Below are 23,612 nucleotides of genomic sequence, written 5' to 3'. Positions count from 1 at the left end.
TTTGCGTTGTAGCGACGAAGCAATCCAGAAATGCATCAGCGGAGGCAGTCTGGATTGCTTCGCTTCGCTCGCAATGACGATGTGGATGCTACTCCGCCACCAGCGCATTCATGTGCTCGACGGCCTCGGCAAATTCTTCCTTGAACTCCTGCACCACCGCGCCCGCCGACTTCACGCTGTCGATCAGGCCGACGCCCTGGCCGACGAAATAGCTGACGAGGTCGCGCGCTTTGGCGTTGCCGCTCGCCGCCGCGCGGTCGATCGCGTTGAAGGCGTCGCGGCTGATGACGCTTTGCAGCGGCATCGGCAGCGCGCCTGGGCTTTCCGGCGCGCGGTCCCAGGCATCGGTCCAGACCGAGCGGAGCTGGCGTGCCGGCTTGCCGGTGCGCCCCTTCGAACGGATCGCGTCGCGCGAGGATGCCGCGATCATCTTCTCGCGGAAGATCTCCGTGGTCTCGGCCTCGACGGTGGCGAGCCACACCGAACCGGTCCAGGCGCCGGCCGCGCCCATCGCCATGCAGGCGGCCATCTGCCGTCCCGTCATGATGCCGCCGGCCGCGAGCACCGGCACGTCGCGGATGTTCTTGATCGCCTTGATCACCTCCGGCACCAGCACCAGGGTGGAGACCTCGCCGCAATGGCCGCCGGCCTCGGTGCCCTGCACCACGAGAATGTCGACGCCGGCCGCAACCTGCCGCAACGCATGCTCCTTGGCGCCGACGAGGGCGGCAACCGGCACGCCGTGCTTCCTGCCCATCTCGATCATCGCCTTCGGCGGCACGCCCAGCGCGTTGGCGATCAATCGGATCGGATGGTTGAAGGAGACCTCGAGCAGCTGAAGTGCGGTCTTCGCGTCGAACGGTTGCGGCTGATTGTCGGCCACATCACTTGTCGTCAACTCGATATCGTACTTCATCAGGAGGTCGCGCGTGTAGGCGCGGTGCTCCTGCGGTACGCGCGCCTCCAGGCTCTTCCAGGTGACGTCCTTCTCGCCCGCGGTCGAGATGTTTTCGGGGATCAGGACGTCGATGCCGTAGGGCTTGCCGTCGACATGCTCGTCGATCCATTTCAGCTCGCGTTCGAGCGTGTCGGGCGTGTGCACGGTGGCACCCAACACGCCAAAGCCGCCGGCACGGCTGACGGCGGCAACGACGTCGCGGCAATGGCTGAAGGCGAGCAGCGGGAACTCGATGCCCAGCATGTCGCAGATCGGCGATTTCATGGCTCTCTCCCGGCAGCCGTCGCGTTGCTGTTGTTGCTTTGCTTGAGCGAAGGCGCTTCGAAGCTAGCCCATCGTCGTCAACGATGCCAATCCGGATTTGGCCGCGCATCTTGCGTGCAGACGCCACGCGGCGGATGAGCCATTCCGCTGCACAAAATAAACAGGCCAGAGCCCGCCGATTTGTCTCTTGCGCTTTTGTGAGTCTGTGAGAATGCTGGCGCAAACAAAGAGAAAACAGCGAGGGAGCGCCAACCGATGTCGCAAGCGCAAGCGAGTCCGGCTCGAACCGTGAAAGCTTACGACGTGGTCGTCGTCGGCGCGGGCTTTGCCGGCATGTACATGCTGCACCGCCTGCGCGGTCTTGGCTTCTCGGCGCGCGTCTATGAGCAGGGCGGTGGCGTCGGCGGCACCTGGTACTGGAATCGCTATCCCGGCGCGCGCTGCGATGTCGAGAGCATGCAGTATTCCTACTCGTTCTCGGAAGAGCTTCAGCAGGAGTGGGACTGGAGCGAGCGCTACGCGCCGCAGCCGGAGATCCTGAACTACGCCAACCACGTTGCCGACCGTTTTGATCTTCGCCGCGACATCCAGTTCGACACCCGCGTCGAGCGCGCGGCGTTCGACGCGCGGGCGAAGTGCTGGTCGGTGACGACGTCCGACGGCAAGACGGTTGAGGCGCAGTTCATCGTGCTCGCGACCGGCTGCCTCTCGAACGCGCGCAAGCCCGACATCAAGGGCCTTGAGAGCTTCAAGGGACCGGTCTACCACACTGGCAGCTGGCCGCATGAAGACGTCGACTTCACGGGCTTGCGCGTCGGCTTGATCGGGACGGGATCGTCTGGCATCCAATCGACGCCCGTCATCGCCGAACAAGCAAGACATCTCACCGTGTTTCAGCGCACGGCGAATTTTTCGATTCCCGCGCGCAACGCCGCGCTGACCGACGAAGAACGCAGTAACGTCCGCAAGACCTATCCGGAGATCCGCCGCTTCGCCCGCGAAGTCGCGCGCAACGGCATTTTCGCCGAGCAACCCGATCGCGGCGCGCTCGACGACAGCGATGAGACCAGGAATGGCAAATATTCGGCGCGCTGGGAGCGCGGCGGGCTCACCTTCATGTATGTCTACAACAATCTCGGCCTCGAGCCGTCCGCGAACGATACCGCGGCGAACTTCGTGCGCAGCAAGATCGCCGAGATCGTGAAGGACCCCGAAACCGCGAAGCTGCTCCAGCCCAACAGCCATCCGATCGGCACCAAGCGCATCTGCATCGATACGGATTATTTCGCGACCTTCAACCGGCCGAACGTCTCGCTGGTCGATATCAAGACCAATCCGATCGAGGAGATCACCGCGAATGCCGTGCGTGTCGCAGGCAAGGACCACGAGGTCGACGCGCTGGTGATGGCGACGGGGTTCGATGCCATGACCGGCTCGGTCGCGAAGATCGACATCAGTGGCCCGGGCGGACGGACGCTGAACGAGAAATGGGCGGAAGGCCCAAAGACCTATCTCGGGCTGATGAGCGCGGGCTTTCCGAACCTCTTCATCATCACCGGCCCCGGCAGTCCGTCGGTGCTCTCGAACATGATCGTCTCGATCGAGCAGCATGTCGATTGGATCACCGATTGCCTCGTCCACATGCGCAGGCAGGGTGTTGCCACCATGGAGGCAAGCGGGGAGGCCGAGGACAAGTGGGTCGCCCATGTCAACGAGGTCGCCCGCGGCACGCTCTATCCGCAGGCCAATTCCTGGTACATGGGCGCCAACATTCCAGGCAAGCCGCGCATCTTCATGCCCTATATCGGCGGCGTCGGTGTCTACCGCCGGATCTGCGACGAGGTCGCGGCGAAGGGATATGAGGGGTTTTTGCTGGGGCGGGCCGAGCAGGGGCTGACGGCAGCCGCGTCCTGAACCTGGCTCTTTCCGATCGTTATTCCCGGGGGGCGCGGAGCGGCGGGCGCGGAACGAGGGCGGGGAAGTGGCCTGCCATGACGAAACGTAGAGTTGCCCTGCCCGGCAATGCATTTCTGCGCCCTTGCCATCGGCCATTCGCGGGCTAATTAATGCAGGCGCATCTTTTTCGCCGGAGCCCCCGCATGACCGACGCCCCCGCCTACGTGCCGCCCAAAGTCTGGACCTGGAACAAGGAGAACGGCGGGCAGTTCGCCAGCATCAACCGCCCCATTGCCGGCGCGACCCACGACAAGGAGCTGCCGGTCGGCAAGCATCCCTTCCAGCTCTATTCGCTGGCGACGCCGAATGGCGTGAAGGTCACGGTGATGCTGGAGGAACTGCTGGCGCTCGGCCACAAGGGCGCGGAATACGATGCCTGGCTGATCAGGATCGGCAATGGCGACCAGTTCGGCAGCGGCTTTGTCGACATCAACCCGAATTCGAAAATTCCCGCGCTGGTGGACCGCTCCGGTCCGGAGCCGATCCGGGTGTTCGAATCCGGCTCGATCCTGGTCTATCTCGCCGAGAAGTTCGGCGCCTTCCTGCCAAAGGACATCAAGAGCCGCACCGAGGCGATGTCCTGGCTGTTCTGGCAGATGGGCAGCGCGCCCTATCTCGGCGGCGGTTTTGGTCACTTCTACGCCTACGCGCCGACCAAGATCGAATACGCCATCGACCGCTTTGCGATGGAGGTCAAGCGCCAGCTCGACGTGCTCGACCGGCGCCTTGCCGACAACGAGTACCTCGCGGGCAATGATTACACCATCGCCGACATCGCGGTGTGGCCCTGGTACGGCGCGCTCGCCAAGGGGCTGGTCTATGGCGCCGGCGAATTCCTGTCGGTGCAGGACTACAAGCACGTGCAGCGCTGGACCGATCAGATCGCCAAGCGTCCGGCCGTCAAGCGCGGCCGCATGGTCAACCGCGTCTCCGGCGATCCCGCCAGCCAGCTCCACGAGCGGCACGACGCCGGCGATTTCGACACCAAGACCCAGGACAAGATCGGCGAGCCGGCCGCGACGTAGGTGGTGCTCGCTTCACCTCGCCCCACTTGCGGGGAGAGGTCGAATTCGATCGAAGATCGAATTCGGGTGAGGGGGACTCTCCGCGAGTCCAACTCACACTGTTTTCTCGGAGGCAGCCCCTCACCCCAGCCCTCTCCCCGTAAGAACGGGGCGAGGGAGCGCGATGGCGCGGCCTACTTCCCCTTCGCCCCTTCCGCCGCCGGAAACACCACTCGATCATCCGTGCGGCAGTAGCGATCGGCGAACATGCGGCCGATCGGGTGATAGCGGTCCATGTGCACCCGCATCGCGTTGTCGTCCCACAGTTCGTCGCGGATATGGAAGTGGATGCCTTCGCCCATGATCAGCCGGCGATCGTCGTTGACGTCGATCATCTTCCAGAGCTTGCACTCCATCGCCCAGGGCGTGTCGGCGAGCCGCGGCACGGCGATCTTCGCCGACGGTGCGAGCTTCAGCCCGAGATAGTCAGGCTCGCCCACTTCAGGGGGAAAGTCGCCGCTGCTCTCGTGCATGGCCTTCGCCAGCGGCTCGTCGGCGAGGTTGACCACGAACTCGCCAGTGCGCTGGATGTTGAGGAACGTGTCCTTGTCCTGGCCGTTGGGCTTGCGGTTCGCCGCGAACATGCACAGCGGCGGATCTTCGCAGAAGGCGTTGAAGAAGCTGAACGGCGCGGCGTTGACGATTCCGGTCGGCCCGACCGAGGTCACCCACGCGATCGGCCGTGGCAGGATGAAGGACGTCAGCACCTTGTAGCGCTCGCGTGGCGTCAGGTCGCTGGCGGCGTATTCCATGGTGGCTCCGTGAGTTGTCGCCCCGCTCATGTCCGCCGAAGCTTTAGCGAAGGCGGATGCGGGGAGAGGTCGAATTCGATCGCAGATCGAATTCGGGTGAGGGGGTACAGGTCCCTCGATGATCTCACGTGTAGAGAGAGGCCCCTCACCCCAACCCTCTCCCCGTAAGAACGGGGAGAGGGGGAGGAGAGACTTTTACGCCATGCTCAGCTCGTGGCGTCCCACCACCATCCAGTGCACCTCGTCCGGACCGTCGGCGAAGCGCAGATGGCGCACGTCCTGGTACATCTCGGCAAGCGGGGTCCAGTGCGAGATGCCGGTGGCACCGTGCATCTGGATCGACTGGTCGATGATCTTGCAGGCGCGCTCCGGCACCATGGCCTTGACCATGGAGACCCAGACGCGGGCCTCCTTGTTGCCGAGCACGTCCATGGCCTTGGCGGCCTTCAGCACCATCAGCCGCATCGCCTCGATCTCGCAGCGCGCCTGCGCGATGATCTGCATGTTGCCGCCGAGATGGGCAATCTTCTTGCCGAAGGCCTCACGGGTGAGGCCACGCTGCACCATCAGATCAAGCGCCTTCTCGGCCTTGCCGATGGTGCGCATGCAGTGATGGATGCGGCCCGGGCCGAGGCGGAGCTGCGAGATCTCGAAGCCGCGGCCTTCGCCGAGCAGCATGTTCTCCTTGGGCACGCGGACGTTGTTGAAGCGCATGTGCATGTGGCCGCGCGGGGCGTGGTCCTGGCCGAATACGTACATGGGCCCGAGCACCTCGACGCCGGGCGTATCGCGCGGCACCAGGATCTGCGACTGCTGCTTGCTCGGCGCCGCATCCGGATTGGTCTTCACCATCACGATGAGGATCTTGCAGCGGGGATCGCCGACGCCGGAGATGTAATATTTCTCGCCGTTGATGACCCATTCGTCGCCGACGAGCTTTGCGGTCGTCGAAATGTTCTTGGCGTCGGAGGAGGCGACGTTCGGCTCGGTCATGACATAGGCCGAGCGGATCTCGCCGTCCATCAGCGGCTTCAGCCACTTCTCCTTCTGCTCCTTGGTGCCGACGCGCTCCAACACTTCCATGTTGCCCGTGTCCGGCGCCGAGCAGTTCATCGTCTCGGAGGCCAGCGGACTCTTGCCCAGTTCGGAGGCGATATAGGCGTAGTCGAGATTCTTCAGGCCCTGGCCGGTCTCGTCGTCGGGCAGGAAGAAGTTCCACAGGCCTTCCTTCTTGGCCTTGTTCTTGGCGACCTCGAGCACCTCGAGCTGCTTCGGGGTGAAGCTCCAGCGATCCTGCTTGCCTTCGCCGGCCTTGGCGAATTCGATCGACATCGGCTCGACGGTGTCGCGGATGAATTTCCTGACGTGATCGTAGAGCGGCCGGACCTGGTCCGACATGCGCAGATCGTTGAGCTCGTCGCCGGGATTGAGAGTGTAGTTGGTGGTGCGGGGTATGTAGGCGTGCTTTGTCATTGTTCCTCCCGGGGTCACTGAGATCGCGTTGGGCCGCAGAATAGTCGCAGCGCGGCCAAAGCGCGAGCGCACATTTTTTCAGGCGACCCATGCCATGCGATGGAATATCGCGAGCGTGTTTGAAATGTTGTTTGAACGGGGTGAGGAGGCAGGTGCGGGCCGCACTCACTGTTGTCATCGCCCGGCTTGACCGGACGATCCAGTACTCCGTGACGTCAGCGATTTACGGAGAAGCCGCGGCGTACTGGATTCCCCGCTCCAGTGCGCAATTGCGCACAAGGCGGGGAATGACACCGTCCTGGAGCAATCAGTTCGGCAGCCGATGCATCGCGCAGATCTTGTTGCCATCGAGGTCGCGCAAATAAGCGATGTAGAGCTTGTTCCCTGCGCCCTCCCGGATGCCGGGCGGATTCTCGATCGGCGTTCCGCCGGCGGCGACACCGGCTGCGTGCCACTTGTCGACCTGCTCAGGCGAGTTGGCGGCAAAGCCGATGGTGCTGCCATTCGCACACGTGGCGGCCTCGCCGTTGATCGGCTTCGTCACCGAGAACACGCCGGTCTTGGTGATGTAGAAGATGCGATGGCCGTCGACCCTGGCCGGGCGCACCTCGAGCGTGCCGAGCAGCTGGTCGTAAAAAGCCTTGGCCTTGTCGAGATCGTTGGTGCCGATCATGATGTGTGAGAACATTTGCCCATTCCCCTCAGAGTTTGTAGCCCGGATGGAGCGCAGCGAAATCCGGGTCTTGCTTGTTTTTGAAAATCCCGGATTACGCTTCGCTCCATCCGGGCTACGAGATTCAAAACGCCGTATAGCCGCCGTCGATCACGAACGTATCCGCGGTGTGATACGACGACGCCTTGCTCATCAGATACACCGCGATGCCGCCGAAATCGCTGGCCTCGCCGAAGCGCCGCATCGGAATGCGCGGCATCACATTGGCGACGAACTTCTCGTTGGCCATGATGCCCGCGGTCATGTCGCTCTTGATCCAGCCGGGCAGGATCGCGTTCGCGGTGACGCCGTGACGCGCCAGCTCGACGCCGAGCGCGCGCACCAGCGCGTTGATCGCGGCCTTGGTCGCGGCATAATGCTCGTTGCGCGCCGTGCCGAAGATCGAGGCGAGGCTCGATGTCGCGACCAGCCGGCCGAAGGGATCGCCGGCATTGGCGCGTTCGGTCATGTGTTTTGCGGCGGCCTGGAACGCGTGGAACACGCCGTCGAGATTGGTCGCAAACATCGTGCGCCATTCTTCCTCGGTGCGCTCGATGAAGGAACGCCGGCCGCCGCCGCCGATTCCGGCATTGGCAAAGCAGCCGTCGACCCGGCCGAAAATGTCGAGCGTCGCCTTCATCGCGGCATTGACCGAAGCCGGATCGGTGACGTCGCAGACGCGGGTGTCGACCTTGCCGGAGAGGCCCGTCATGCTCGCGGCAGCAGCCTTGTTCTTGTCAGGATTGCGGCCCCAGATCGAGACGTTGCAGCCCTGGCCGGCGAGCGCCTGCGCGATGCCGAGCCCGATACCGCCATTTCCGCCGGTGATCACGGCGACGCGGCCGGTGAGGTCGAAAAGGTTCATGGCGCGTTTCCTGTTTTTGGCACGGGCGCGCACCAGCCTGTGCGCGCAAGATTGTGCGATACGACGACAAGGTATGTTCGGACCACCATGGACAAGGCCGCGACAAAAATCAAATATGCGCCCCGGCAAAACTAATTCCGGTCTGCGAAACATCGCTAGTACCAACTGACGAGGAAACCATGCAGTTCAAACACGTCACGCTCGATTTCGATGGTTCGGTCGCGATCCTCCGGCTCGACCATCAGGAGGTGATGAACGCGGTCTCCATGGACATGCTGGGTGGCCTCTCCGATGCCCTCGACGCGATCGAGGAGAAGAAGGGCGAGGTCCGCTGCGTGGTGCTGACCGGCGCGGGGCGGGCGTTCTGCACCGGTGCGAATCTGCAGGGGCGCAACAACCAGTCGAAGAAAACCAAGGCCGGCCTGACGCTCGAGACCGGCTTTCATCCCTTCTTGCGGCGCATCCGCAATCTGCATTGCCCGATCGTGACCGCGGTCAACGGCCCGGCGGCCGGCGCCGGCATGAGCTTCGCACTGCTCGGCGACATGATTTTGTGCGCGCGGTCCTCTTATTTTCTTCAAGCGTTTCGTCGCATCGGCCTGGTGCCGGATTGCGGCTCGACCTGGCTGCTGCCGCGCCTGATCGGCCGGGCGCGCTCGGTCGAATTGTCGCTGATGGGTGAGCGGCTGCCGGCCGAGAAGGCGCTGGAATGGGGCCTCGTCAACCGCGTCTATGACGACGGCGTGCTGATGGAGGAGGCGATGAAGCTTGCGCGCGACCTTGCCAGCGGCCCGACCGTCGCGCTGTCGCTGATCCGCAAGCTCTACTGGGACAGCCCCGAAAATTCGTTCGAGGATCAGCTCAATCTCGAATTCCAGTGCCAGCTGCGTGCCGGCGACACGGACGATTTCCGTGAAGGCGTTGGCGCGTTCCTGGAGAAGCGCCCGGCGCAGTTCAAAGGCAAATGATCGAGGCCGAGCTCTCCCGCAGCGTCGCGCGCTGGTGCGAAGGGGCGACCGGCGTCACCGGCGCAGCAAAACTGTCCGGCGGCGCCAGCCAGGAAACCTGGCGCTTCGACATCGAGCATCCCGATGGGCTGATCGGCGCGATCCTGCGACGCTCGCCGAAGGGCTATGGCGCCGCGCCGACGCGCGCGGCGGGTCTCGCCGCTGAAGCGCAGTTGATGCAGCTCGCTTTCGAGGCAGGCGTGCCGTCGCCGCGCGTCATGCATGTGCTGACGCCGGACGAAAATCTCGGCACCGGCTTCATCATGCAGCGGGTCGAGGGCGAGACCATCGCCCGCAAGATTCTTCGCGATGATGAGTACGCGGCGGCGCGGCCGCGTCTCGCGCGGCAGATCGGTGGCGTGCTCGCCGGCCTGCACAAACTGCCGCAGGACAAGCTGCCCGAGCTGCGCAGCCGGTCCGCGACTCAGGAGATCGGCGAGTTCGAGCGCGACTATCGCAGCCTGAACTGGCCCAAGCCCGTGTTCGAGCTGGCGCTGCGCTGGCTGCGCGACCATGATCCCGGTCCCTCGGCCGAGATGACGCTGGTGCACGGCGATTTCCGCAACGGCAATCTGATCATCGGCGCCGACGGTGTCCGTGCCGTGCTCGACTGGGAGCTCGCCCATCTCGGCGATCCCATGGAGGATCTCGGCTGGGTCTGCGTCAATTCCTGGCGTTTTGGTGAGATCGACAAGCCGGTCGGCGGTTTTGGCACACGCGAGGAGTTGTTTGCCGGCTACGAAGCGGCAGGCCGAAAAGTCGATCCCGTGCGCGTAAAATTCTGGGAAGTGATGGGCACGCTGCGCTGGGGCATCATGTGCGGCGGCATGATGCAGCGGTTTCGCGAGGGGCCTGACCATTCGATGGAACGCGCCATGATCGGCCGCCGCGCCAGCGAGACCGAGATCGATCTGTTGCGGCTGCTGGCGCCGCGCGGGAGCTGACACATGCAGGACGAACCAACACCGACCGAGCTGACCAAGGCGGTCGCCGATTTCCTCCGCAACGACATCACGCCGCTGATCTCGGGCCACCAGGCCTTCAAGCTGCGCGTCGCCGTCAACATCCTCGACCTCGTCACGCGGCAGCTGACGCAGGAGGAGGGGAGCGACGCGAAGGAAGTCGAGCGTTTGCGCGCGCTGATGGGCATGGATGGCTCGGTCACCGATCTCAACCGCGCGCTCGCCGAGCGCATCGCCACGGGCGAGATCGACCTCGCAACGCCGGGGCTCGCCGAGCATCTGTGGGCGACCACGATGGACAAGCTCGCGGTGGACCAGCCGAATTACGCGTCATACAAGCGGGAGCTGGGGCGATAGGCGGGTAGACGGTGCCATATTCTCCGCTGTCATCGCCCGCCTAGTGCGCAATTGCGCACAGGGGCGGGCGATCCAGTATTCCAGAGACGGCAGTGAGATACGTTGAAGCCGCGGCGTACTGGATGCCCCGGTCAAGCCGGGGCATGACACCTGTGGTGTTGGGGCATCCGTCGTCGTGACGAGGAGAGCGGCGCTCTACTTCCCCACCCATTTCGGTGGCCGCTTCTCCGAGAATGCCTTTGGGCCCTCGATATAATCCTGCGAGGCCACCATCGCCTTCACCGCCGGATATTCGCGCTGCTCCTCGATCGCCTGTTCCAGTGACACGGCGAGGCCCTTCTGGATGGTCTGCTTCGATGCCCGGATCGACATCGGCGAGTTCTTGGTGATCATCTCCGCCCAGCGCAGCGCGCCCGACAGCGCCTCGCCCTGCGGCACCACCTCGTTGACGAAGCCGAGTTCGTGGCCCTCCTTGGCGCTGACATGGCGCGCGGTGAGGATCATGCCCATGGCGCGCTTCAGCCCGATCTGGCGCGGCAGGCGATGGAGGCCGCCGGCGAGTGCGGCGAGGCCGACGCGTGGCTCGGGCAGGGCGAAGGTCGCGTTCTCGGACGCGATGATCAGGTCGCAGGCGAGCGCGATCTCGAAGCCGCCGCCCATGGCGACGCCGTTGACCGCGGCGATGATCGGCTTGTCGCAGTCGAATCGCGAGGTGAGGCCGGCAAAGCCGCCCTTGTCCCAGCCGCGCTTGCCGCCCGCCGCCTGCCATTTCAGATCGTTGCCGGCGCAGAACGCCTTGTCGCCGGCGCCGGTGACGACCGCGACCCACTGCTCGGGGTCGGCGGAGAAGTCGTCGAACACCTTGTTGAGCTCGAAATGCGCATCGATGTGCAGCGCGTTGTAGACCTCGGGCCGCGACAGCGTGATGATCGTGATTGGCCCCTTGCGTTCCACTTTTGAGAATTTCAGATCCATCGCGCGCTCCCGCATTTTCTCGTGAAGGAATATTGCGGACATACTAGCGCGCGTCGGCGCCGCGACACCATCGAATTGCGCGGGCGCGCCTTGCGCCCGTCACACGCCTTGCCTTGCTTGACTTGCGCGCGCACTTCTCACCTTAATCGTGCGAAGCAAAAAGCGCGGTAGCGCCTTAACGCAAAACAACAAAATCAATCCGGGAGAGAGCCGTGGATTTCTCATTGCCTGCCGATCTCGTCGCCTATCTCGGAGAGCTCGATCGCTTCATCGAACGCGAGATCAAGCCGCTCGAACAAGCCGACGACAACATCCGCTTCTTCGACCATCGCCGCGAATGGGCGCGCACCGATTTCGACAATGGCGGCCTGCCGCGCCATGAATGGGAAGCGCTGCTGCGCAAGGCCAAGGATCTGGCGGACGCCGCCGGCCATCTGCGCTTTCCGGTGCCGAAGCAATATGGCGGCAAGGACGGCTCCAACCTCTGGATGGCCGTGATCCGCGAGCACTTTGCCGCCAAGGGTCTCGGCCTGCACAACGATCTCCAGAACGAGCACTCCATCGTCGGCAATTTCCCTGTTGTCACCATGCTCGATCGCTATGGCCGCGACGACCAGAAGGCGATGATCGACGGCTCGATCAAGGGCAAGTACCGCATCACCTTTGGATTGACGGAGCCGCATCACGGCTCGGACGCCACCCACATGGAGACGCGCGCGGTGCCCGCGACCCGCGACAACGTCAAGGGCTGGATCATCAACGGCGAGAAGATGTGGACGACCGGCATGCACGTCGCCACGCATTGCGCGCTGTTCGCGCGCACCTCGGGCAATGACGGAGATGCCCGCGGCATCACCTGCTTCCTGGTTCCGGCCAAGAGCCATGGCGTGAAGGTCGAGGAATACATGTGGACCTTCAACATGCCAACCGACCATCCCCGCGTCAGCTTTACGGACGTGTTCGTGCCGGAGGATGCGTTGTTCGGCGAAGTCGGCCGCGGCCTGTCGCTGGCGCAGTGCTTCGTGCACCAGAACCGCATCCGCCAGGCGGCAAGCTCGCTCGGTGCTGCCGTCTACTGCATCAACGAGAGTGTGAAATACGCGCGCGAGCGAAAGCCGTTTGGCAGGGCGCTGGCCGAGAATCAGGCGATCCAGTTCCCACTCGTCGAGCTCGCCACGCAAGCCGAGATGCTGCGCCTTTTGATCCGCAAGACGGCGTGGGAGATGGACAAGCTCACCGAGGAGCAGATCGAGCGCACGCTCTCCGACCGCGTCTCCATGTGCAACTACTGGGCAAACCGCCTCTGCTGCGAATCCGCCGACCGCGCCATGCAAGTCCACGGCGGCATGGGCTATTCACGCCACAAGCCGTTCGAGCACATCTACCGCCACCACCGCCGCTATCGCATCACGGAGGGGAGTGAGGAGATCCAGATGCGCAAGGTGGCGGGGTTCTTGTTCGGGTATATGGGGCCGGGGAAACATTGAGCGGTTGCTGCGAAGCATCGCTGCCGTAGGGTGGGCAAAGCGGAGCGTGCCCACCGTTCTTGTTGCAAACGAAGATTGGTGGGCACGGCGCTTCGCGCCTTTGCCCACCCTACGGTACCGCACCAAGCGGTCAGTTCACCCTTCTATCCTTCCCCGCCCAATAAGGCTCGCGCAGCTGCCGCCGCAAAATCTTGCCTGACGGGTTCCTCGGCAGGGCCGGCAAAAACTCCACGCTCTTCGGCGTCTTGAACCCGGCAATGCGTTCGCGGGTGAAGTTGATGATGTCGGTGGCGGTCGCCTGCTTGCCGGGCTTCATCACCACGACGGCCTTCACGGCCTCGCCCCATTTGTCGTCGGGCACGCCGATCACGGCGGCTTCCGCGACATCGGGATGATCGCACAGCGCGCTCTCGACCTCGGCGGGGTAGATGTTCTCGCCGCCGGAGATGATCATGTCCTTGATGCGGTCGTGGATGTAGAGGTATCCGTCCTCGTCCATGTAGCCGGCGTCGCCCGTGCGCAGCCAGCCATCGCCGCGCAGGGTCGCCGCAGTCGCCTCCGGCAGGTTCCAATAGCCGGCCATGTTGGAGCCTGAGCGCGTCGCGATCTCGCCGACCTCGCGCGGCGGCAGCGGCTTGCCGTCCGCATCCAGGATCGCGATCTCGACGCCCGGCAGCGCCTTGCCGGCCGAGCGCATCCGCTCGAGGCCCTCGACGTGGTCCTCCGGCGGCAGCGCGACGATGGTGCCTGTCGTCTCGGTCATGCCGTACATCTGCACGAAGCCGCATTTGAAGATCTCGATGCATTCCTTCAGCAGCGCCGCCGGAATCGGCGAGGCGCCATACAGCATGTATTTCAGCCGCGAGAAATCGACCGTCCTCGCGCGCGGCTGCCGCACCACGAACTGCATCGCCGCCGGCACCATGAACAGCTTTGTGATGCCCGACTGCTCGAAGAAATCCAGAACCTTGGTTGGATCGAACTCGCGCGCGATCACGCCGCGGGCGCCGTGATAGAGTCCCATCACGCCCCAGCCGGAGCCGCCGATGTGGAAAATCGGCATCGCCACCAGCGACACGTCGTCGGTGGACCACCGATTCCATTCCGGCTTGTCCTCGGCATTGCCGGTTTGCACGAGGTTGAGGAAGTTCGCATGCGACAGCATCGCGCCTTTCGGCTTGCCTGTCGTGCCCGACGTGTAGAGCTGGATCGCGATGTCCTTCGTGTCGATCGGCACCTTCGGGTCGTCGCCGCTTTGCGCATCGCGCCAGGCTGTAAAATCCTGCCATTCCGGCGCGCCGCCTTCGGTGGTGATGACAGTGCGCACGCTGGGCAACTGGTCCTTGATCTGGCGGACCTGGGTGACGAACTCTGGCCCCACAAACAGAACCGGCGCCTTGCAATCGGCGACAATGAAGGCGACCTCGGGCCCGGCGAGGCGCCAGTTCACCGGCGCCATCACCACGCCGGCCTTCATCGCGCCCATCAGCAGCTCGAAATAGAGATCACTGTTCTTGCCGAGATAGGCGATGCGGTCGCCGCGTCTGACGCCCATCGCGATCAATGCGTTGGCGACCTTGTTGGTCTTGACGTCGAACTCGGCAAAGCTGGTGACGCGGCCCTCGAACTCGTAGGCGGTGGCATTGCCGCGGCTGGTCGCGCGCTCGCGCACCATGTCGGCGAGATTCGCCAATGGCTGTGTGGTGGACATGTCTCTCCCGTGGCATCTTGTTTTTGTGTCGCGGAGTGTGGCGTCATCCGCGGGCAAAGACAATACGGGAGAGAGCGAGCTACCCCCGCTTGGCCCGGTCCTTCTCGTTCTGCGCCATGATGCTCTCGCGCGCGGTTTTCCAGTCGTCGTCGCTCCAGTCGCGGAGCTGGTAGAAATTGCCGCCCATCGCCAGCGCCTGCGCGCCGTCCATGGCGATGGTCTCGCCGCTGATCCAGTCGCAGCCGCCGGAGATCAGGAACACCGCGAGGTTCTGCAATTCCTCCATGGTGCCGACGCGGCCCATCGGGTTCATGGCCTTGGTGCGCGCGCCGGCTTCGTCGCCGGGCTTGATGCGCTTGCTCATGCCCTCGGTCGGGATCTCGCCCGGCGCGATGGTGTTGAGGCGGATGCCGTAGCGGCCCCATTCGGTCGCGAGCGACATCGTCATGGCGTGGATCGCTGACTTGCTCATCGCGGACGGCACCACGTAAGGCGAGCCGTTGCGCACCCAGGTCGTGGTGATGGAAACGACATTGCCGGGCTGCTTCAAGGCGATCCAGCGCTTGCCGACCGCATGGGTCACATAGAACGTGCCGTGCATCACGATGTTGGCGACGGCATCGAAGCCGCGGGGCGAGAGCTCTTCGCTGCGCGAGATGAAATTGCCGGCCGCGTTGTTGATGAGATCGGTGAGGGGAGCGTCACGAAAGATGGTCTCGATCATCTCTTCGACCGCGAGCGCGTTGCGGATGTCGACGCCGTGGCTGGTGACGCGGCCACCATACTCAGCCATCAGCTCGGTCGCGGTCTCGTCGCACACGATCTTGCGCCGGCCGCAGATGTGCACCTCTGCTCCAAGCTGGAGGAAGCGCGCCGCCATCGACTTGCCGAGCCCGGTGCCGCCACCGGTGACAAGGATGTTCCGGCCGGCCAGAAGATTTTCCTTGAACATGGCTGTTTCCTCCGCAGGCATTGTCAGTTAATTGGTCGATTGACTAAATCCGGCCGCCGGCTTCCTGTAAAGCGGCACTGAACAAGAACAGGGGAGAATTCATCCATGGAAGAGCGCGTCTCGATCTCGATCTCGGAAGGCGTCGCCGACGTGCGCCTAGTGCGCGCGGACAAGATGAATGCGCTCGATCAGGCGATGTTCGAGGCCCTTGTTGCCGCAACCGACCGGCTTTCGAAGGAAAAGGGCGTGCGTGTCGTCGTGCTCTCGGGCGAAGGCCGCGCCTTCTGCGCCGGTCTCGACATGGGGCGTTTTGCCGCCATGAAGGAGAAGGGCGGCAACGGAATTCCGGGTGGCGAAAATCGCGACCTCACGGCGCGTACGCACGGCCAGGCGAACTTTCCGCAACAGGCGGTGTGGGGCTGGCGCCAGCTTCCGGTTCCCGTGATCGCGGCCGTGCACGGCGTCGCTTTCGGCGGTGGGTTCCAGCTCTCGCTCGGTGCCGACATGCGCTTTCTCTCACCGGATGCGCGGATGTCGGTGATGGAGATCAAATGGGGCCTCGTGCCCGACATGGCGGGCACGCCGATCCTGGCCTCGCTCGTGCGCGACGACATCCTGCGCGATCTCACCTACACCGGCCGCATCTTCTCCGCACAGGAGGCGATGAACTACGGCCTCGCGACGCGCATCTGCGACGACCCTCGCGCCACGGCTCTCGAAGTCGCGCGCGAGATCGCCGGCAAGAGCCCCGATGCGATCCGCGCCGCAAAGCGCCTGCTCAACAATCTCTCGGTCGATCCCGGCCCGGCGCTGCTCGCCGAGTCCATCGAGCAGCAGAAGCTGATCGGTCGTGCGAACCAGAGCGAAGCGGTGCGCTCCAATCTGGAGAAGCGTGCGGCGAGGTATGTGGATTAGTAACTCCCCGTCATTCCGGGACGATGCGTAGCATCGAGCCCGGAATCCATAACCACGATCGGGAGTATGGATTCTCAGATGCGCAATTGCGCATCGTAGCTTGCGCCTTCGGCGCATCCCGGAATGACGATCGCGGGTGTGGCTACAATTTTGAACCGACGAAAGATCGGAAAAGCAACAAATGAGCGAAACGTCCCCATTCCTCGGCATCGTCTCCGGCGAGCGCCGCCGTACCCACGCCGAAGTCGCCAACCGCGCGGATCGCATCGCGAGCGGCCTCGCCAAAATCGGCGTCAAGCAGGGCGATTGCGTCTGCATGCTGATGCGCAACGACATCGCCTTCCTCGAAGCCGCCTACGCTGCGATGCGGCTCGGGGCCTATGGCGTGCCGATCAACTGGCACTTCAAGCCGGAGGAGATCAACTACATCCTTGGCGATACCGGCACGTCCGTGCTGATCGGGCATGCCGACATGCTGCACGCCCTGCGCGATGCCATCCCGAAAGGCGTCACCGTGCTCAGCGTGCCGACCCCGCTGGAGATCCTGTCCAACTACAAGATCGACCCCGATCACCTGAAGACGCCGGACTTCGCGATCGATTTCGAATCCTGGCTTGCGCAACACCAGCCCTATGACGGCCCGGTCGTGCCGCAGCCCATGAACATGATCTACACGTCAGGCACGACCGGCCATCCAAAGGGCGTGCGGCGCAATGCGCCGACGCCGGAACAGGCGGCGGCCGGCGAGCGCATGCGTGCGATGATCTATGGGCTCAAGCCCGGCGCCCGCGCGATCCTGCCCGGGTCCGCTCTATCACTCCGCGCCAAATTCGTTCGGCATCCGCGCCGGCAAGCTCGGCGGCGCGCTGGTGCTGATGCCGCGGTTCGAGGCGGAAGAATTTCTTGAGCTGATCGAACGGTACAAGATCGACACCATCTTCATGGTGCCGACCATGTTCATCCGCCTGATGAAGCTGCCTGAGGCGGTGCGCAAGAAATACGATGTCTCGTCGCTGCGCCACATCATCCATGCCGCCGCGCCATGTCCGGCCGACGTCAAGCGCGCCATGATCGAATGGTGGGGGCCGGTGATCTACGAATTCTACGGCTCGACTGAATCCAGCGCCGTCACCTTCGCGACCTCTGAGGATGCGCTCAAAAAGCCCGGCACCGTCGGCAAGATTTCCCCCGGCGCCGAACTGCGCTTCATCGGCGATGACGGCAGCGTGCTCCCCGTGGGCGAAATCGGCGAGATCTATTCCCGCATGGCCGAAATGGCTGACTTCACCTACCACAACAAGCCGGAGAAGCGCGCCGAGATCGACCGTGACGGTTTCATCACCTCCGGCGATGTCGGCTATATCGACGAGGACGGCTACGTCTTCATCTGCGACCGCAAGCGCGACATGGTGATCTCAGGCGGCGTCAACATCTATCCGGCCGAGATCGAATCCGTGCTGCATGCCGTGCCCGGCGTGCATGATTGCGCCGTGTTCGGCATCCCCGATGCCGAGTTCGGCGAGGCGCTGATGGCGGTGGTCGAGCCGCAACCGGGTGTCACGCTCGATGCCGGCGATATCCGCACCCGGCTCAAGGGCTCGCTCGCCGACTACAAGGTGCCCAAGCACATCGAGATTCGCACGAGCCTGCCGCGCGAAGACTCCGGAAAGATCTTCAAACGCCGCCTGCGCGATCCCTATTGGGAGCAGGCGGGGCGGAAGATTTGAAAGCCTTGTAGCCCGGATGGAGCGAAGCGCAATCCGGGGCGGTGCTCGCGTCAGAAAGACCCCGGATTTCGCTTCGCTCCATCCGGGCTACGAACACAGGAACGAATGATCATGACCGACGCCGCAAACGAAGTCCTCTATGAGGTCGCCGACCACATCGCGGTGATCACGCTGAATGCGCCGGAGCGCATGAACACGATCTCCGGCCCGATGCTGAACGATCTGGCGCGGCTGCTGACCGAGGCCAATGAGGACCGCAACGTCCGGGTCGTGATCCTCATCGGCAAGGGGCGGGCATTCTGCGCCGGCCTCGATTTGCGTCGGGAGCGCGACGGCAATGGCCTCAGTGCCGCGTCTTCGCCGACCACGATCAATCTGCGCAACACGCCGCCGACCGTGCTTCAGGCGATGGACAAGCCGACCATCTGCGCCGTCAACGGCGGCGCCGCCGGTTACGGCATGGACACCGCGCTCGGCTGCGATATCCGCATCATGGCGGAGTCCTCGAAGCTTGCGGCGGCCTTCGTCAAGCGCGGCGTCGTGCCGGAATCCGGCGGCACGTGGCTGCTGCCGCGGATGCTCGGCTGGGCCAAGGCGTCCGAGCTGATTTTTACGGGCCGCACGCTGAGCGCGCGCGAGTGCCTGGAATGGGGCCTCGCCAACGAGGTCGTTCCGGATGCCGAGCTGATGAACCGCGCCACTGCGATTGCCCGTGAAATCGCCGCCAACGCGCCGCTCGCGGTGCAGGCCTCCAAGCGCATGATGCGGATGGGCCTCAACGAGAACTTCTCCGATCACGTTCACCACGTCTACCTCCAGCTTCTGCCGCTGTTCAAGACACAGGACATGGCCGAGGGCATGAAGGCGTTCATGGAGAAGCGTGAGCCGAAGTTCGAGGGGCGGTAGGCGCCGCCTGATCGCGCACGCTGGAGTAGCAATCAGTAATCGGCTCGGCTAGGTTGACGTTCCCACGCCAACCGCTTGCGATCGCCGATGCCCTCATACCGCGCCAGCTTCTTCGAAGTTCCTCATGCGGCCCTTTACGCGCTGATGACGGTGACCGTCCTGGCGTCGGGATTCTGCTTCATCCAGGCAGGTAGTCCGGCGGCGCCGGCAGAGTTGTTGTATCGCTATGGCGGCATGTATTCGGGCGCAATCGCGCGGCATGAGTACTGGCGCCTGCTCGCCTATGGCTTCCTGCATGTCAACTTCGTCCACCTCACCATGAACATGTTGTGCCTCGTGCTGTGGGGCGGACATCTCGAGCGGCGAGTGGGACCGGCCTATTTCCTCATCATCTATCTCTGCGCGATGGTGTTCGGCGCCGTCATCGGCAATGGCATCCATTCCACGCCCTATTTGACCGTCGGCGCGTCCGGCGCCACGTCGGGCATTTTGGGTGCGCTGCTCTGCCTGTGGATCCTCGGCAAGCTCGACGTCAGGTTCGACTTCTTCGCCATCAACATCGGATTGAACATCGCGTTTGCGCTCGGCAATTCGCGGATCGACTGGGGCGTCCATCTCGGCGGCTTTGCGGCCGGATTGATCGCCTGCGCATTGCTGGACCTCATCGAGAAGGCGAATCCTTACGCGCTTCGTTGCAAATTTCCCGAAGCCGTGAAGGTCAATCTCACTCTGTTGGCCTGTGTTGCTGCTGCGTGGGCTTGGAGCGGTCAGGCCATCGCCGCCGGGATTTCCGGATGGGGCCTGGCCATCGTTGTCGTGATCGCATGCTGTGCGGTCGTGAAGGTGGTTGATCTCGTCCTCTCCATGAAGAAGGGTCTTGCGATCGTCGTGGTCGCCCTGGCTGGAGCGAATGCTGTCACCATCCTGCTGTGCGGTTTGGCTCTGGCATCTTCTTGCAGTCCGCGCTGGCCAACCGGGTCCGTTCCACTCGATAATCTTCTCGTCATATTCTGTCCCAATCCTGTTCTGATCTCGGGGCTGGCCGCGATCGGTGCCGCCGCGGTGACGCTGTGGCTCTGCGCAAGGGAAATTTCGCGCGGGATCGAGGATGTCGGATTTGTCGGCACATCGCTGCGTGCCGAACGCAGCCGGCGTCATGGACTATGACCGCGGAGGTCGTGCTATAAGAGGGCTCATTGACCCCGGATCATCCCAAGGTTCCTAAATCTAATGGCCCCCGTTTCCATTCTGCTCAACGTGATCTGGATTCTCATCGGCGGTGCCTGGATGGCATTCGGCTGGCTGGTGGCTTCTGTCATCATGGCCATTACCATCATCGGCCTTCCCTGGGCGCGGGCGGCGTTCAACATCGCGGTCTACGCCCTGCTGCCGTTCGGCTCGCGCGCGGTCAACCGCGACGAGGTCACCGGTATGGGCGATATCGGCACCGGCCCGCTCGGGGTGATCGGGAACATTATCTGGTTCGTGCTGGCCGGCTGGTGGCTGGCACTCGGCCACGTGCTGACAGCCGTGATCTTCGCCGTCACCATCATCGGCATTCCCTTTGCCTGGGCCCATCTGAAGCTTGCGGGGATCGCGCTCTGGCCGATCGGCAAGGTGATCGTGCCGGCCTAGCCGCAAGGAGTGATCGCCCCTTTCAGTGTGCGCCGCCCCCAACTTCATCTTGCGCTGCGGCAAAAAACTTGCACACTCGGCTGAGCCGGGCAGCGAAGCGAGCTCGAACAAGGAAGCGAGCCATGTCCCTCCAGACCGTGCCACCCGACACCACTGACCATCGCCCTAATCGCCCTGAGGACGCCCAGGCGCTGGAGGCAGATGTGCGGCTGCGTGACGACATCCGCCTGCTCGGGCGCATCCTGGGCGACACGGTGCGCGACCAGGAGGGCGCGGAATTGTTCGACTTGGTCGAGCGCATCCGCCAGACCTCGATCCGGTTCCACCGCGACGAGGACCGGCTTGCCCGCCGCGAGCTCGAGCAGATCCTCGACAGCATGTCGACCTCCGAGACGGTGCGGATTGTCCGCGCCTTCAGCTATTTCTCCCACCTCGCCAACATCGCCGAGGACCAGAACAACATTCGCCAGATGCGCGCCCGCAGTGCCGCCCAGAGCACCGGTTCCGGCGTACTGGCGGAGACGCTGGCCCATGCCAGGGACGCCGGGATCAGCTCCGATGTGCTGCGTAATTTCTTCAAGACCGCGCTGGTCAGCCCGGTCCTGACCGCGCACCCGACCGAGGTCCGTCGCAAGAGCACCATGGATCGCGAGATGGAGGTCGCGGCATTGCTGGACCGCCGCGAGCGTGTGGCGCTGACTGAAGACGAGGCCGCCGCCAGCGACGAACAGCTCCGCCGCGAGGTGCTGACGCTGTGGCAGACCAATCTCTTGCGCCGGACCAAGCTCACCGTGCTCGACGAGGTCGCCAATGGCCTGTCCTTCTACGACTACACCTTCCTGCGCGAGGTACCGCGGCTGGTCAACGTGCTCGAAGACCGGCTGGAGGAGAGCGGCGAGGCGGCTGCAAGCGAGCTCGCCTCGTTCCTGCGCATGGGCAGCTGGATCGGCGGCGACCGCGACGGCAATCCCTTCGTCACCGCCGACGTCATGCGCGGGACGCTGCGGCTGCAGTCGAGCCGGGTGATGCAATTCTATCTCAACGAGCTGCATGTGCTCGGCTCGGAGCTGTCGATCGCAGCGCACCTCGCCGACGTCTCCGAGGAGCTGCGGACGCTGGCGGAACGCTCGCCCGACACCTCGCCGCACCGGAGCGGCGAGCCTTATCGTCTCGCGGTCTCCGGCATCTATGCGCGCCTGACGGCGACGGCCGAAAAGCTCGAGGTCGAGATCACGCGCCGGCCGGTCGGCAAGGGCAGGCCTTACGAGACCGTCAGGGAGCTGCAGGCCGATCTCGACGTGCTGCACCGTTCGCTGATCTCCAACAATGCCCGCGTCATCGCCCGCGGCCGGCTGCGACTGCTGCGGCGCGCGGTGGATTGCTTCGGCTTCCATCTGGCGCGGCTCGATATCCGCCAGAATTCGGCCGTGCACGAACGTACCATCGCCGAGCTGATGGATGCCGCGAACCCCGGCATGTCCTATCTCGCGCTGGGCGAGGACGCGCGCATCTCGCTGCTCACCAATGAATTGCGCAGCACACGCTCGCTGGTCTCGCCATTCGTCAAATACAGCGACGAGACCATGGGTGAGCTCAACGTCTTCCATTCCGCCGCGGAGGCGCATGCGAAGTTTGGCTCGGACGCCATTCCCCAATGCATCATCTCGATGTGCAAGGGCATGTCCGACATGCTCGAAGTGGCCGTGCTGCTCAAGGAGGTCGGCCTCGTCCATCCCTCCGGGCGCAGCGCCATCAACATCGTGCCGCTGTTCGAGACCATCGAGGATTTGCAGGCCTCCAGCGGCATCATGGATCGCATGCTGTCGCTGCACGATTACCGCCGCCTCGTCGACAGCCGCGGCAGCGTACAGGAGGTCATGCTCGGTTATTCCGACTCGAACAAGGATGGCGGCTTCGTCACCTCGGGCTGGGAACTCTACAAGGCCGAGATCGGCCTCGTCGACGTGTTCGAGCGTCACAGCGTGCGCTTGCGCCTGTTCCACGGCCGCGGCGGCTCGGTCGGCCGCGGTGGCGGTCCGAGCTATGACGCCATCATCGCCCAGCCCGGCGGCGCGGTGAACGGGCAGATCCGCATCACCGAGCAGGGCGAGATCATCTCGTCGAAATATTCCAACGCCGAAGTCGGCCGCAACAATCTGGAGATCCTCGCCGCCGCAACGCTGGAGGCGAGCCTGCTGCATCCGCGCCAGAGCGCGCCGCGCCGCGAATATCTCACCGCGATGGACGAGCTTTCAAATTTGGCTTTCAAGGCCTATCGCGGCCTCGTCTACGAGACCGACGGTTTCGTCGATTATTTCTGGGCCTCCACCGTCATCAACGAGATCGCGACGCTGAACATCGGCAGCCGTCCGGCCTCGCGCAAGAAGACCCGCGCGATCGAAGATCTGCGCGCCATTCCCTGGGTGTTCTCCTGGGCGCAGTGCCGCCTGATGCTGCCCGGCTGGTACGGTTTTGGCAGCGCGGTCGAGCAGTGGATCGCGGAGCATCCCGACAAGGGCATGCCGTTCCTGAAAGAGCTCTACAGGGAATGGCCGTTCTTCCGCATGCTGCTGTCGAACATGGACATGGTGCTGGCCAAAAGCTCGATCGCGATCGCCTCGCGCTATGCCGAGCTCGTGCCGGACGAAGCCTTGCGCGAAAAGATCTTCGGCCGCATCCGCCGCGAATGGCATTCCTGCATCGAGACGCTGCTCGACATCATGGGCCAGGACCGGCTCCTCCAGGGCAACCCGCTGCTGGAGCGCTCGGTGCGCCACCGCTTCCCCTATCTCGATCCGCTCAACCACGTGCAGGTCGAGCTACTCAAGGAGCACCGCGCGCAGAACCCGGACGAGCAGGTGTTGCGCGGGATTCAGCTCACCATCAACGGCATCTCGGCAGGGTTGAGGAATACGGGTTAATGGGGCGAGTAGC

General features: G+C 64.0%; 19 protein-coding genes and 1 pseudogene. 12 read left to right on the top strand and 8 right to left on the bottom strand.

Features of this window, described 5'->3' with window-relative positions; all coding sequences use genetic code 11:
* Nucleotides 1-88 precede the first annotated feature (88 nt).
* Nucleotides 89-1,222, bottom strand: coding sequence for a nitronate monooxygenase (locus tag ACVJ5M_RS35665; protein WP_063984690.1), 1,134 nt, complete (start codon nucleotides 1,220-1,222; stop codon nucleotides 89-91).
* Nucleotides 1,223-1,477: 255 nt separating this feature from the next.
* Here ACVJ5M_RS35665 and ACVJ5M_RS35660 point away from each other — a divergent pair, with 255 nt between their 5' ends.
* Nucleotides 1,478-3,136, top strand: coding sequence for a flavin-containing monooxygenase (locus ACVJ5M_RS35660; RefSeq protein WP_063984689.1), 1,659 nt, complete (start codon nucleotides 1,478-1,480; stop codon nucleotides 3,134-3,136).
* 185 nt (nucleotides 3,137-3,321) lie between these two features.
* Nucleotides 3,322-4,203, top strand: coding sequence for a glutathione-dependent disulfide-bond oxidoreductase (yghU, locus tag ACVJ5M_RS35655; protein ID WP_063984688.1), 882 nt, complete (start codon nucleotides 3,322-3,324; stop codon nucleotides 4,201-4,203).
* Nucleotides 4,204-4,376: 173 nt separating this feature from the next.
* Here yghU and ACVJ5M_RS35650 read toward each other — a convergent pair whose 3' ends face one another.
* The 4 genes from ACVJ5M_RS35650 to ACVJ5M_RS35635 all read right to left on the bottom strand — a co-directional run bounded on the left by ACVJ5M_RS35650 (nucleotide 4,377) and on the right by ACVJ5M_RS35635 (nucleotide 8,044).
* Nucleotides 4,377-4,994: a flavin reductase family protein gene (locus ACVJ5M_RS35650; protein ID WP_354099383.1), complete on the bottom strand. Its 618-nt coding sequence runs from the start codon at nucleotides 4,992-4,994 to the stop codon at nucleotides 4,377-4,379.
* Nucleotides 4,995-5,189: 195 nt separating this feature from the next.
* Nucleotides 5,190-6,467, bottom strand: coding sequence for an acyl-CoA dehydrogenase family protein (locus tag ACVJ5M_RS35645; RefSeq protein WP_063984686.1), 1,278 nt, complete (start codon nucleotides 6,465-6,467; stop codon nucleotides 5,190-5,192).
* 307 nt (nucleotides 6,468-6,774) lie between these two features.
* Nucleotides 6,775-7,155, bottom strand: coding sequence for a VOC family protein (locus ACVJ5M_RS35640; protein ID WP_231144415.1), 381 nt, complete (start codon nucleotides 7,153-7,155; stop codon nucleotides 6,775-6,777).
* A gap of 109 nt (nucleotides 7,156-7,264) precedes the next feature.
* Nucleotides 7,265-8,044 (bottom strand): SDR family NAD(P)-dependent oxidoreductase, encoded by a 780-nt coding sequence (locus ACVJ5M_RS35635; protein WP_063986559.1) that lies wholly within the window; start codon nucleotides 8,042-8,044, stop codon nucleotides 7,265-7,267.
* 179 nt (nucleotides 8,045-8,223) lie between these two features.
* Between ACVJ5M_RS35635 and ACVJ5M_RS35630 the strand changes: the two genes are divergently transcribed.
* From ACVJ5M_RS35630 to ACVJ5M_RS35620, 3 genes are read left to right on the top strand one after another with little or no spacing between them, the layout of a single operon-like run.
* Nucleotides 8,224-9,012 carry an enoyl-CoA hydratase/isomerase gene (locus ACVJ5M_RS35630; protein ID WP_028146899.1) on the top strand — a complete coding sequence of 263 codons (789 nt, stop codon included), beginning with the start codon at nucleotides 8,224-8,226 and terminating at the stop codon, nucleotides 9,010-9,012.
* Nucleotides 9,009-9,995 (top strand): phosphotransferase family protein, encoded by a 987-nt coding sequence (locus ACVJ5M_RS35625; RefSeq protein ID WP_063984685.1) that lies wholly within the window; start codon nucleotides 9,009-9,011, stop codon nucleotides 9,993-9,995. The genes ACVJ5M_RS35630 and ACVJ5M_RS35625 overlap by 4 nt, the downstream gene beginning before the upstream one ends.
* A gap of 3 nt (nucleotides 9,996-9,998) precedes the next feature.
* Nucleotides 9,999-10,370 (top strand): DUF6285 domain-containing protein, encoded by a 372-nt coding sequence (locus ACVJ5M_RS35620; RefSeq protein WP_063984684.1) that lies wholly within the window; start codon nucleotides 9,999-10,001, stop codon nucleotides 10,368-10,370.
* A 195-nt stretch (nucleotides 10,371-10,565) separates the two neighbouring features.
* On the opposite strand, the gene ACVJ5M_RS35615 is transcribed toward ACVJ5M_RS35620, so the two are convergent.
* Nucleotides 10,566-11,345, bottom strand: coding sequence for an enoyl-CoA hydratase-related protein (locus ACVJ5M_RS35615; protein ID WP_166351187.1), 780 nt, complete (start codon nucleotides 11,343-11,345; stop codon nucleotides 10,566-10,568).
* Nucleotides 11,346-11,557: 212 nt separating this feature from the next.
* On the opposite strand from ACVJ5M_RS35615, the gene ACVJ5M_RS35610 reads away from it, so the two are divergent.
* On the top strand, nucleotides 11,558-12,832 hold the full coding sequence (locus ACVJ5M_RS35610) for an acyl-CoA dehydrogenase family protein (protein WP_063984682.1): 1,275 nt from the start codon (nucleotides 11,558-11,560) through the stop codon (nucleotides 12,830-12,832).
* A gap of 130 nt (nucleotides 12,833-12,962) precedes the next feature.
* On the opposite strand, the gene ACVJ5M_RS35605 is transcribed toward ACVJ5M_RS35610, so the two are convergent.
* Both ACVJ5M_RS35605 and ACVJ5M_RS35600 read right to left on the bottom strand, forming a co-directional pair.
* Complete coding sequence (locus ACVJ5M_RS35605; RefSeq protein ID WP_063984681.1) at nucleotides 12,963-14,543, bottom strand: fatty acid--CoA ligase; 1,581 nt, start codon at nucleotides 14,541-14,543, stop codon at nucleotides 12,963-12,965.
* 79 nt (nucleotides 14,544-14,622) lie between these two features.
* Nucleotides 14,623-15,495, bottom strand: coding sequence for an SDR family oxidoreductase (locus ACVJ5M_RS35600; protein ID WP_063986558.1), 873 nt, complete (start codon nucleotides 15,493-15,495; stop codon nucleotides 14,623-14,625).
* Nucleotides 15,496-15,600: 105 nt separating this feature from the next.
* Here ACVJ5M_RS35600 and ACVJ5M_RS35595 point away from each other — a divergent pair, with 105 nt between their 5' ends.
* From ACVJ5M_RS35595 to ppc, 6 genes and pseudogenes are all read left to right on the top strand, one after another.
* Complete coding sequence (locus tag ACVJ5M_RS35595; protein WP_354099382.1) at nucleotides 15,601-16,410, top strand: crotonase/enoyl-CoA hydratase family protein; 810 nt, start codon at nucleotides 15,601-15,603, stop codon at nucleotides 16,408-16,410.
* A gap of 181 nt (nucleotides 16,411-16,591) precedes the next feature.
* Nucleotides 16,592-18,137, top strand: a pseudogene (locus ACVJ5M_RS35590) (acyl-CoA synthetase).
* A 111-nt stretch (nucleotides 18,138-18,248) separates the two neighbouring features.
* Nucleotides 18,249-19,043 carry an enoyl-CoA hydratase/isomerase family protein gene (locus ACVJ5M_RS35585; RefSeq protein ID WP_354099381.1) on the top strand — a complete coding sequence of 265 codons (795 nt, stop codon included), beginning with the start codon at nucleotides 18,249-18,251 and terminating at the stop codon, nucleotides 19,041-19,043.
* An 87-nt stretch (nucleotides 19,044-19,130) separates the two neighbouring features.
* Nucleotides 19,131-20,210 carry a rhomboid family intramembrane serine protease gene (locus tag ACVJ5M_RS35580; RefSeq protein ID WP_063984678.1) on the top strand — a complete coding sequence of 360 codons (1,080 nt, stop codon included), beginning with the start codon at nucleotides 19,131-19,133 and terminating at the stop codon, nucleotides 20,208-20,210.
* Nucleotides 20,211-20,273: 63 nt separating this feature from the next.
* Nucleotides 20,274-20,678, top strand: coding sequence for a YccF domain-containing protein (locus tag ACVJ5M_RS35575; protein WP_071915736.1), 405 nt, complete (start codon nucleotides 20,274-20,276; stop codon nucleotides 20,676-20,678).
* Nucleotides 20,679-20,800: 122 nt separating this feature from the next.
* Nucleotides 20,801-23,599 carry a phosphoenolpyruvate carboxylase gene (gene ppc / locus ACVJ5M_RS35570; RefSeq protein ID WP_063984676.1) on the top strand — a complete coding sequence of 933 codons (2,799 nt, stop codon included), beginning with the start codon at nucleotides 20,801-20,803 and terminating at the stop codon, nucleotides 23,597-23,599.
* Nucleotides 23,600-23,612 lie beyond the last annotated feature (13 nt).

The sequence above is a fragment of the Bradyrhizobium sp. S3.7.6 genome, from assembly GCF_054061875.1.
Note: the sequence above shows the minus strand (reverse complement) of the source record. Positions and strands in the feature narration are given on the sequence as shown.

Coding starts and splice junctions, on each gene's coding strand:
- ACVJ5M_RS35585 (WP_354099381.1), top strand. CDS start 18,249: ATGACCGACGCCGCAAACGAAGTCCTCTATGAGGTCGCCGACCACATC.
- ACVJ5M_RS35625 (WP_063984685.1), top strand. CDS start 9,009: ATGATCGAGGCCGAGCTCTCCCGCAGCGTCGCGCGCTGGTGCGAAGGG.
- ACVJ5M_RS35645 (WP_063984686.1), bottom strand. CDS start 6,467: ATGACAAAGCACGCCTACATACCCCGCACCACCAACTACACTCTCAAT.
- ACVJ5M_RS35665 (WP_063984690.1), bottom strand. CDS start 1,222: ATGAAATCGCCGATCTGCGACATGCTGGGCATCGAGTTCCCGCTGCTC.
- ACVJ5M_RS35580 (WP_063984678.1), top strand. CDS start 19,131: ATGCCCTCATACCGCGCCAGCTTCTTCGAAGTTCCTCATGCGGCCCTT.
- ACVJ5M_RS35595 (WP_354099382.1), top strand. CDS start 15,601: ATGGAAGAGCGCGTCTCGATCTCGATCTCGGAAGGCGTCGCCGACGTG.
- ACVJ5M_RS35575 (WP_071915736.1), top strand. CDS start 20,274: ATGGCCCCCGTTTCCATTCTGCTCAACGTGATCTGGATTCTCATCGGC.
- ppc (WP_063984676.1), top strand. CDS start 20,801: ATGTCCCTCCAGACCGTGCCACCCGACACCACTGACCATCGCCCTAAT.
- ACVJ5M_RS35630 (WP_028146899.1), top strand. CDS start 8,224: ATGCAGTTCAAACACGTCACGCTCGATTTCGATGGTTCGGTCGCGATC.
- yghU (WP_063984688.1), top strand. CDS start 3,322: ATGACCGACGCCCCCGCCTACGTGCCGCCCAAAGTCTGGACCTGGAAC.
- ACVJ5M_RS35620 (WP_063984684.1), top strand. CDS start 9,999: ATGCAGGACGAACCAACACCGACCGAGCTGACCAAGGCGGTCGCCGAT.
- ACVJ5M_RS35635 (WP_063986559.1), bottom strand. CDS start 8,044: ATGAACCTTTTCGACCTCACCGGCCGCGTCGCCGTGATCACCGGCGGA.
- ACVJ5M_RS35615 (WP_166351187.1), bottom strand. CDS start 11,345: ATGGATCTGAAATTCTCAAAAGTGGAACGCAAGGGGCCAATCACGATC.
- ACVJ5M_RS35600 (WP_063986558.1), bottom strand. CDS start 15,495: ATGTTCAAGGAAAATCTTCTGGCCGGCCGGAACATCCTTGTCACCGGT.
- ACVJ5M_RS35660 (WP_063984689.1), top strand. CDS start 1,478: ATGTCGCAAGCGCAAGCGAGTCCGGCTCGAACCGTGAAAGCTTACGAC.
- ACVJ5M_RS35640 (WP_231144415.1), bottom strand. CDS start 7,155: ATGTTCTCACACATCATGATCGGCACCAACGATCTCGACAAGGCCAAG.
- ACVJ5M_RS35605 (WP_063984681.1), bottom strand. CDS start 14,543: ATGTCCACCACACAGCCATTGGCGAATCTCGCCGACATGGTGCGCGAG.
- ACVJ5M_RS35650 (WP_354099383.1), bottom strand. CDS start 4,994: ATGGAATACGCCGCCAGCGACCTGACGCCACGCGAGCGCTACAAGGTG.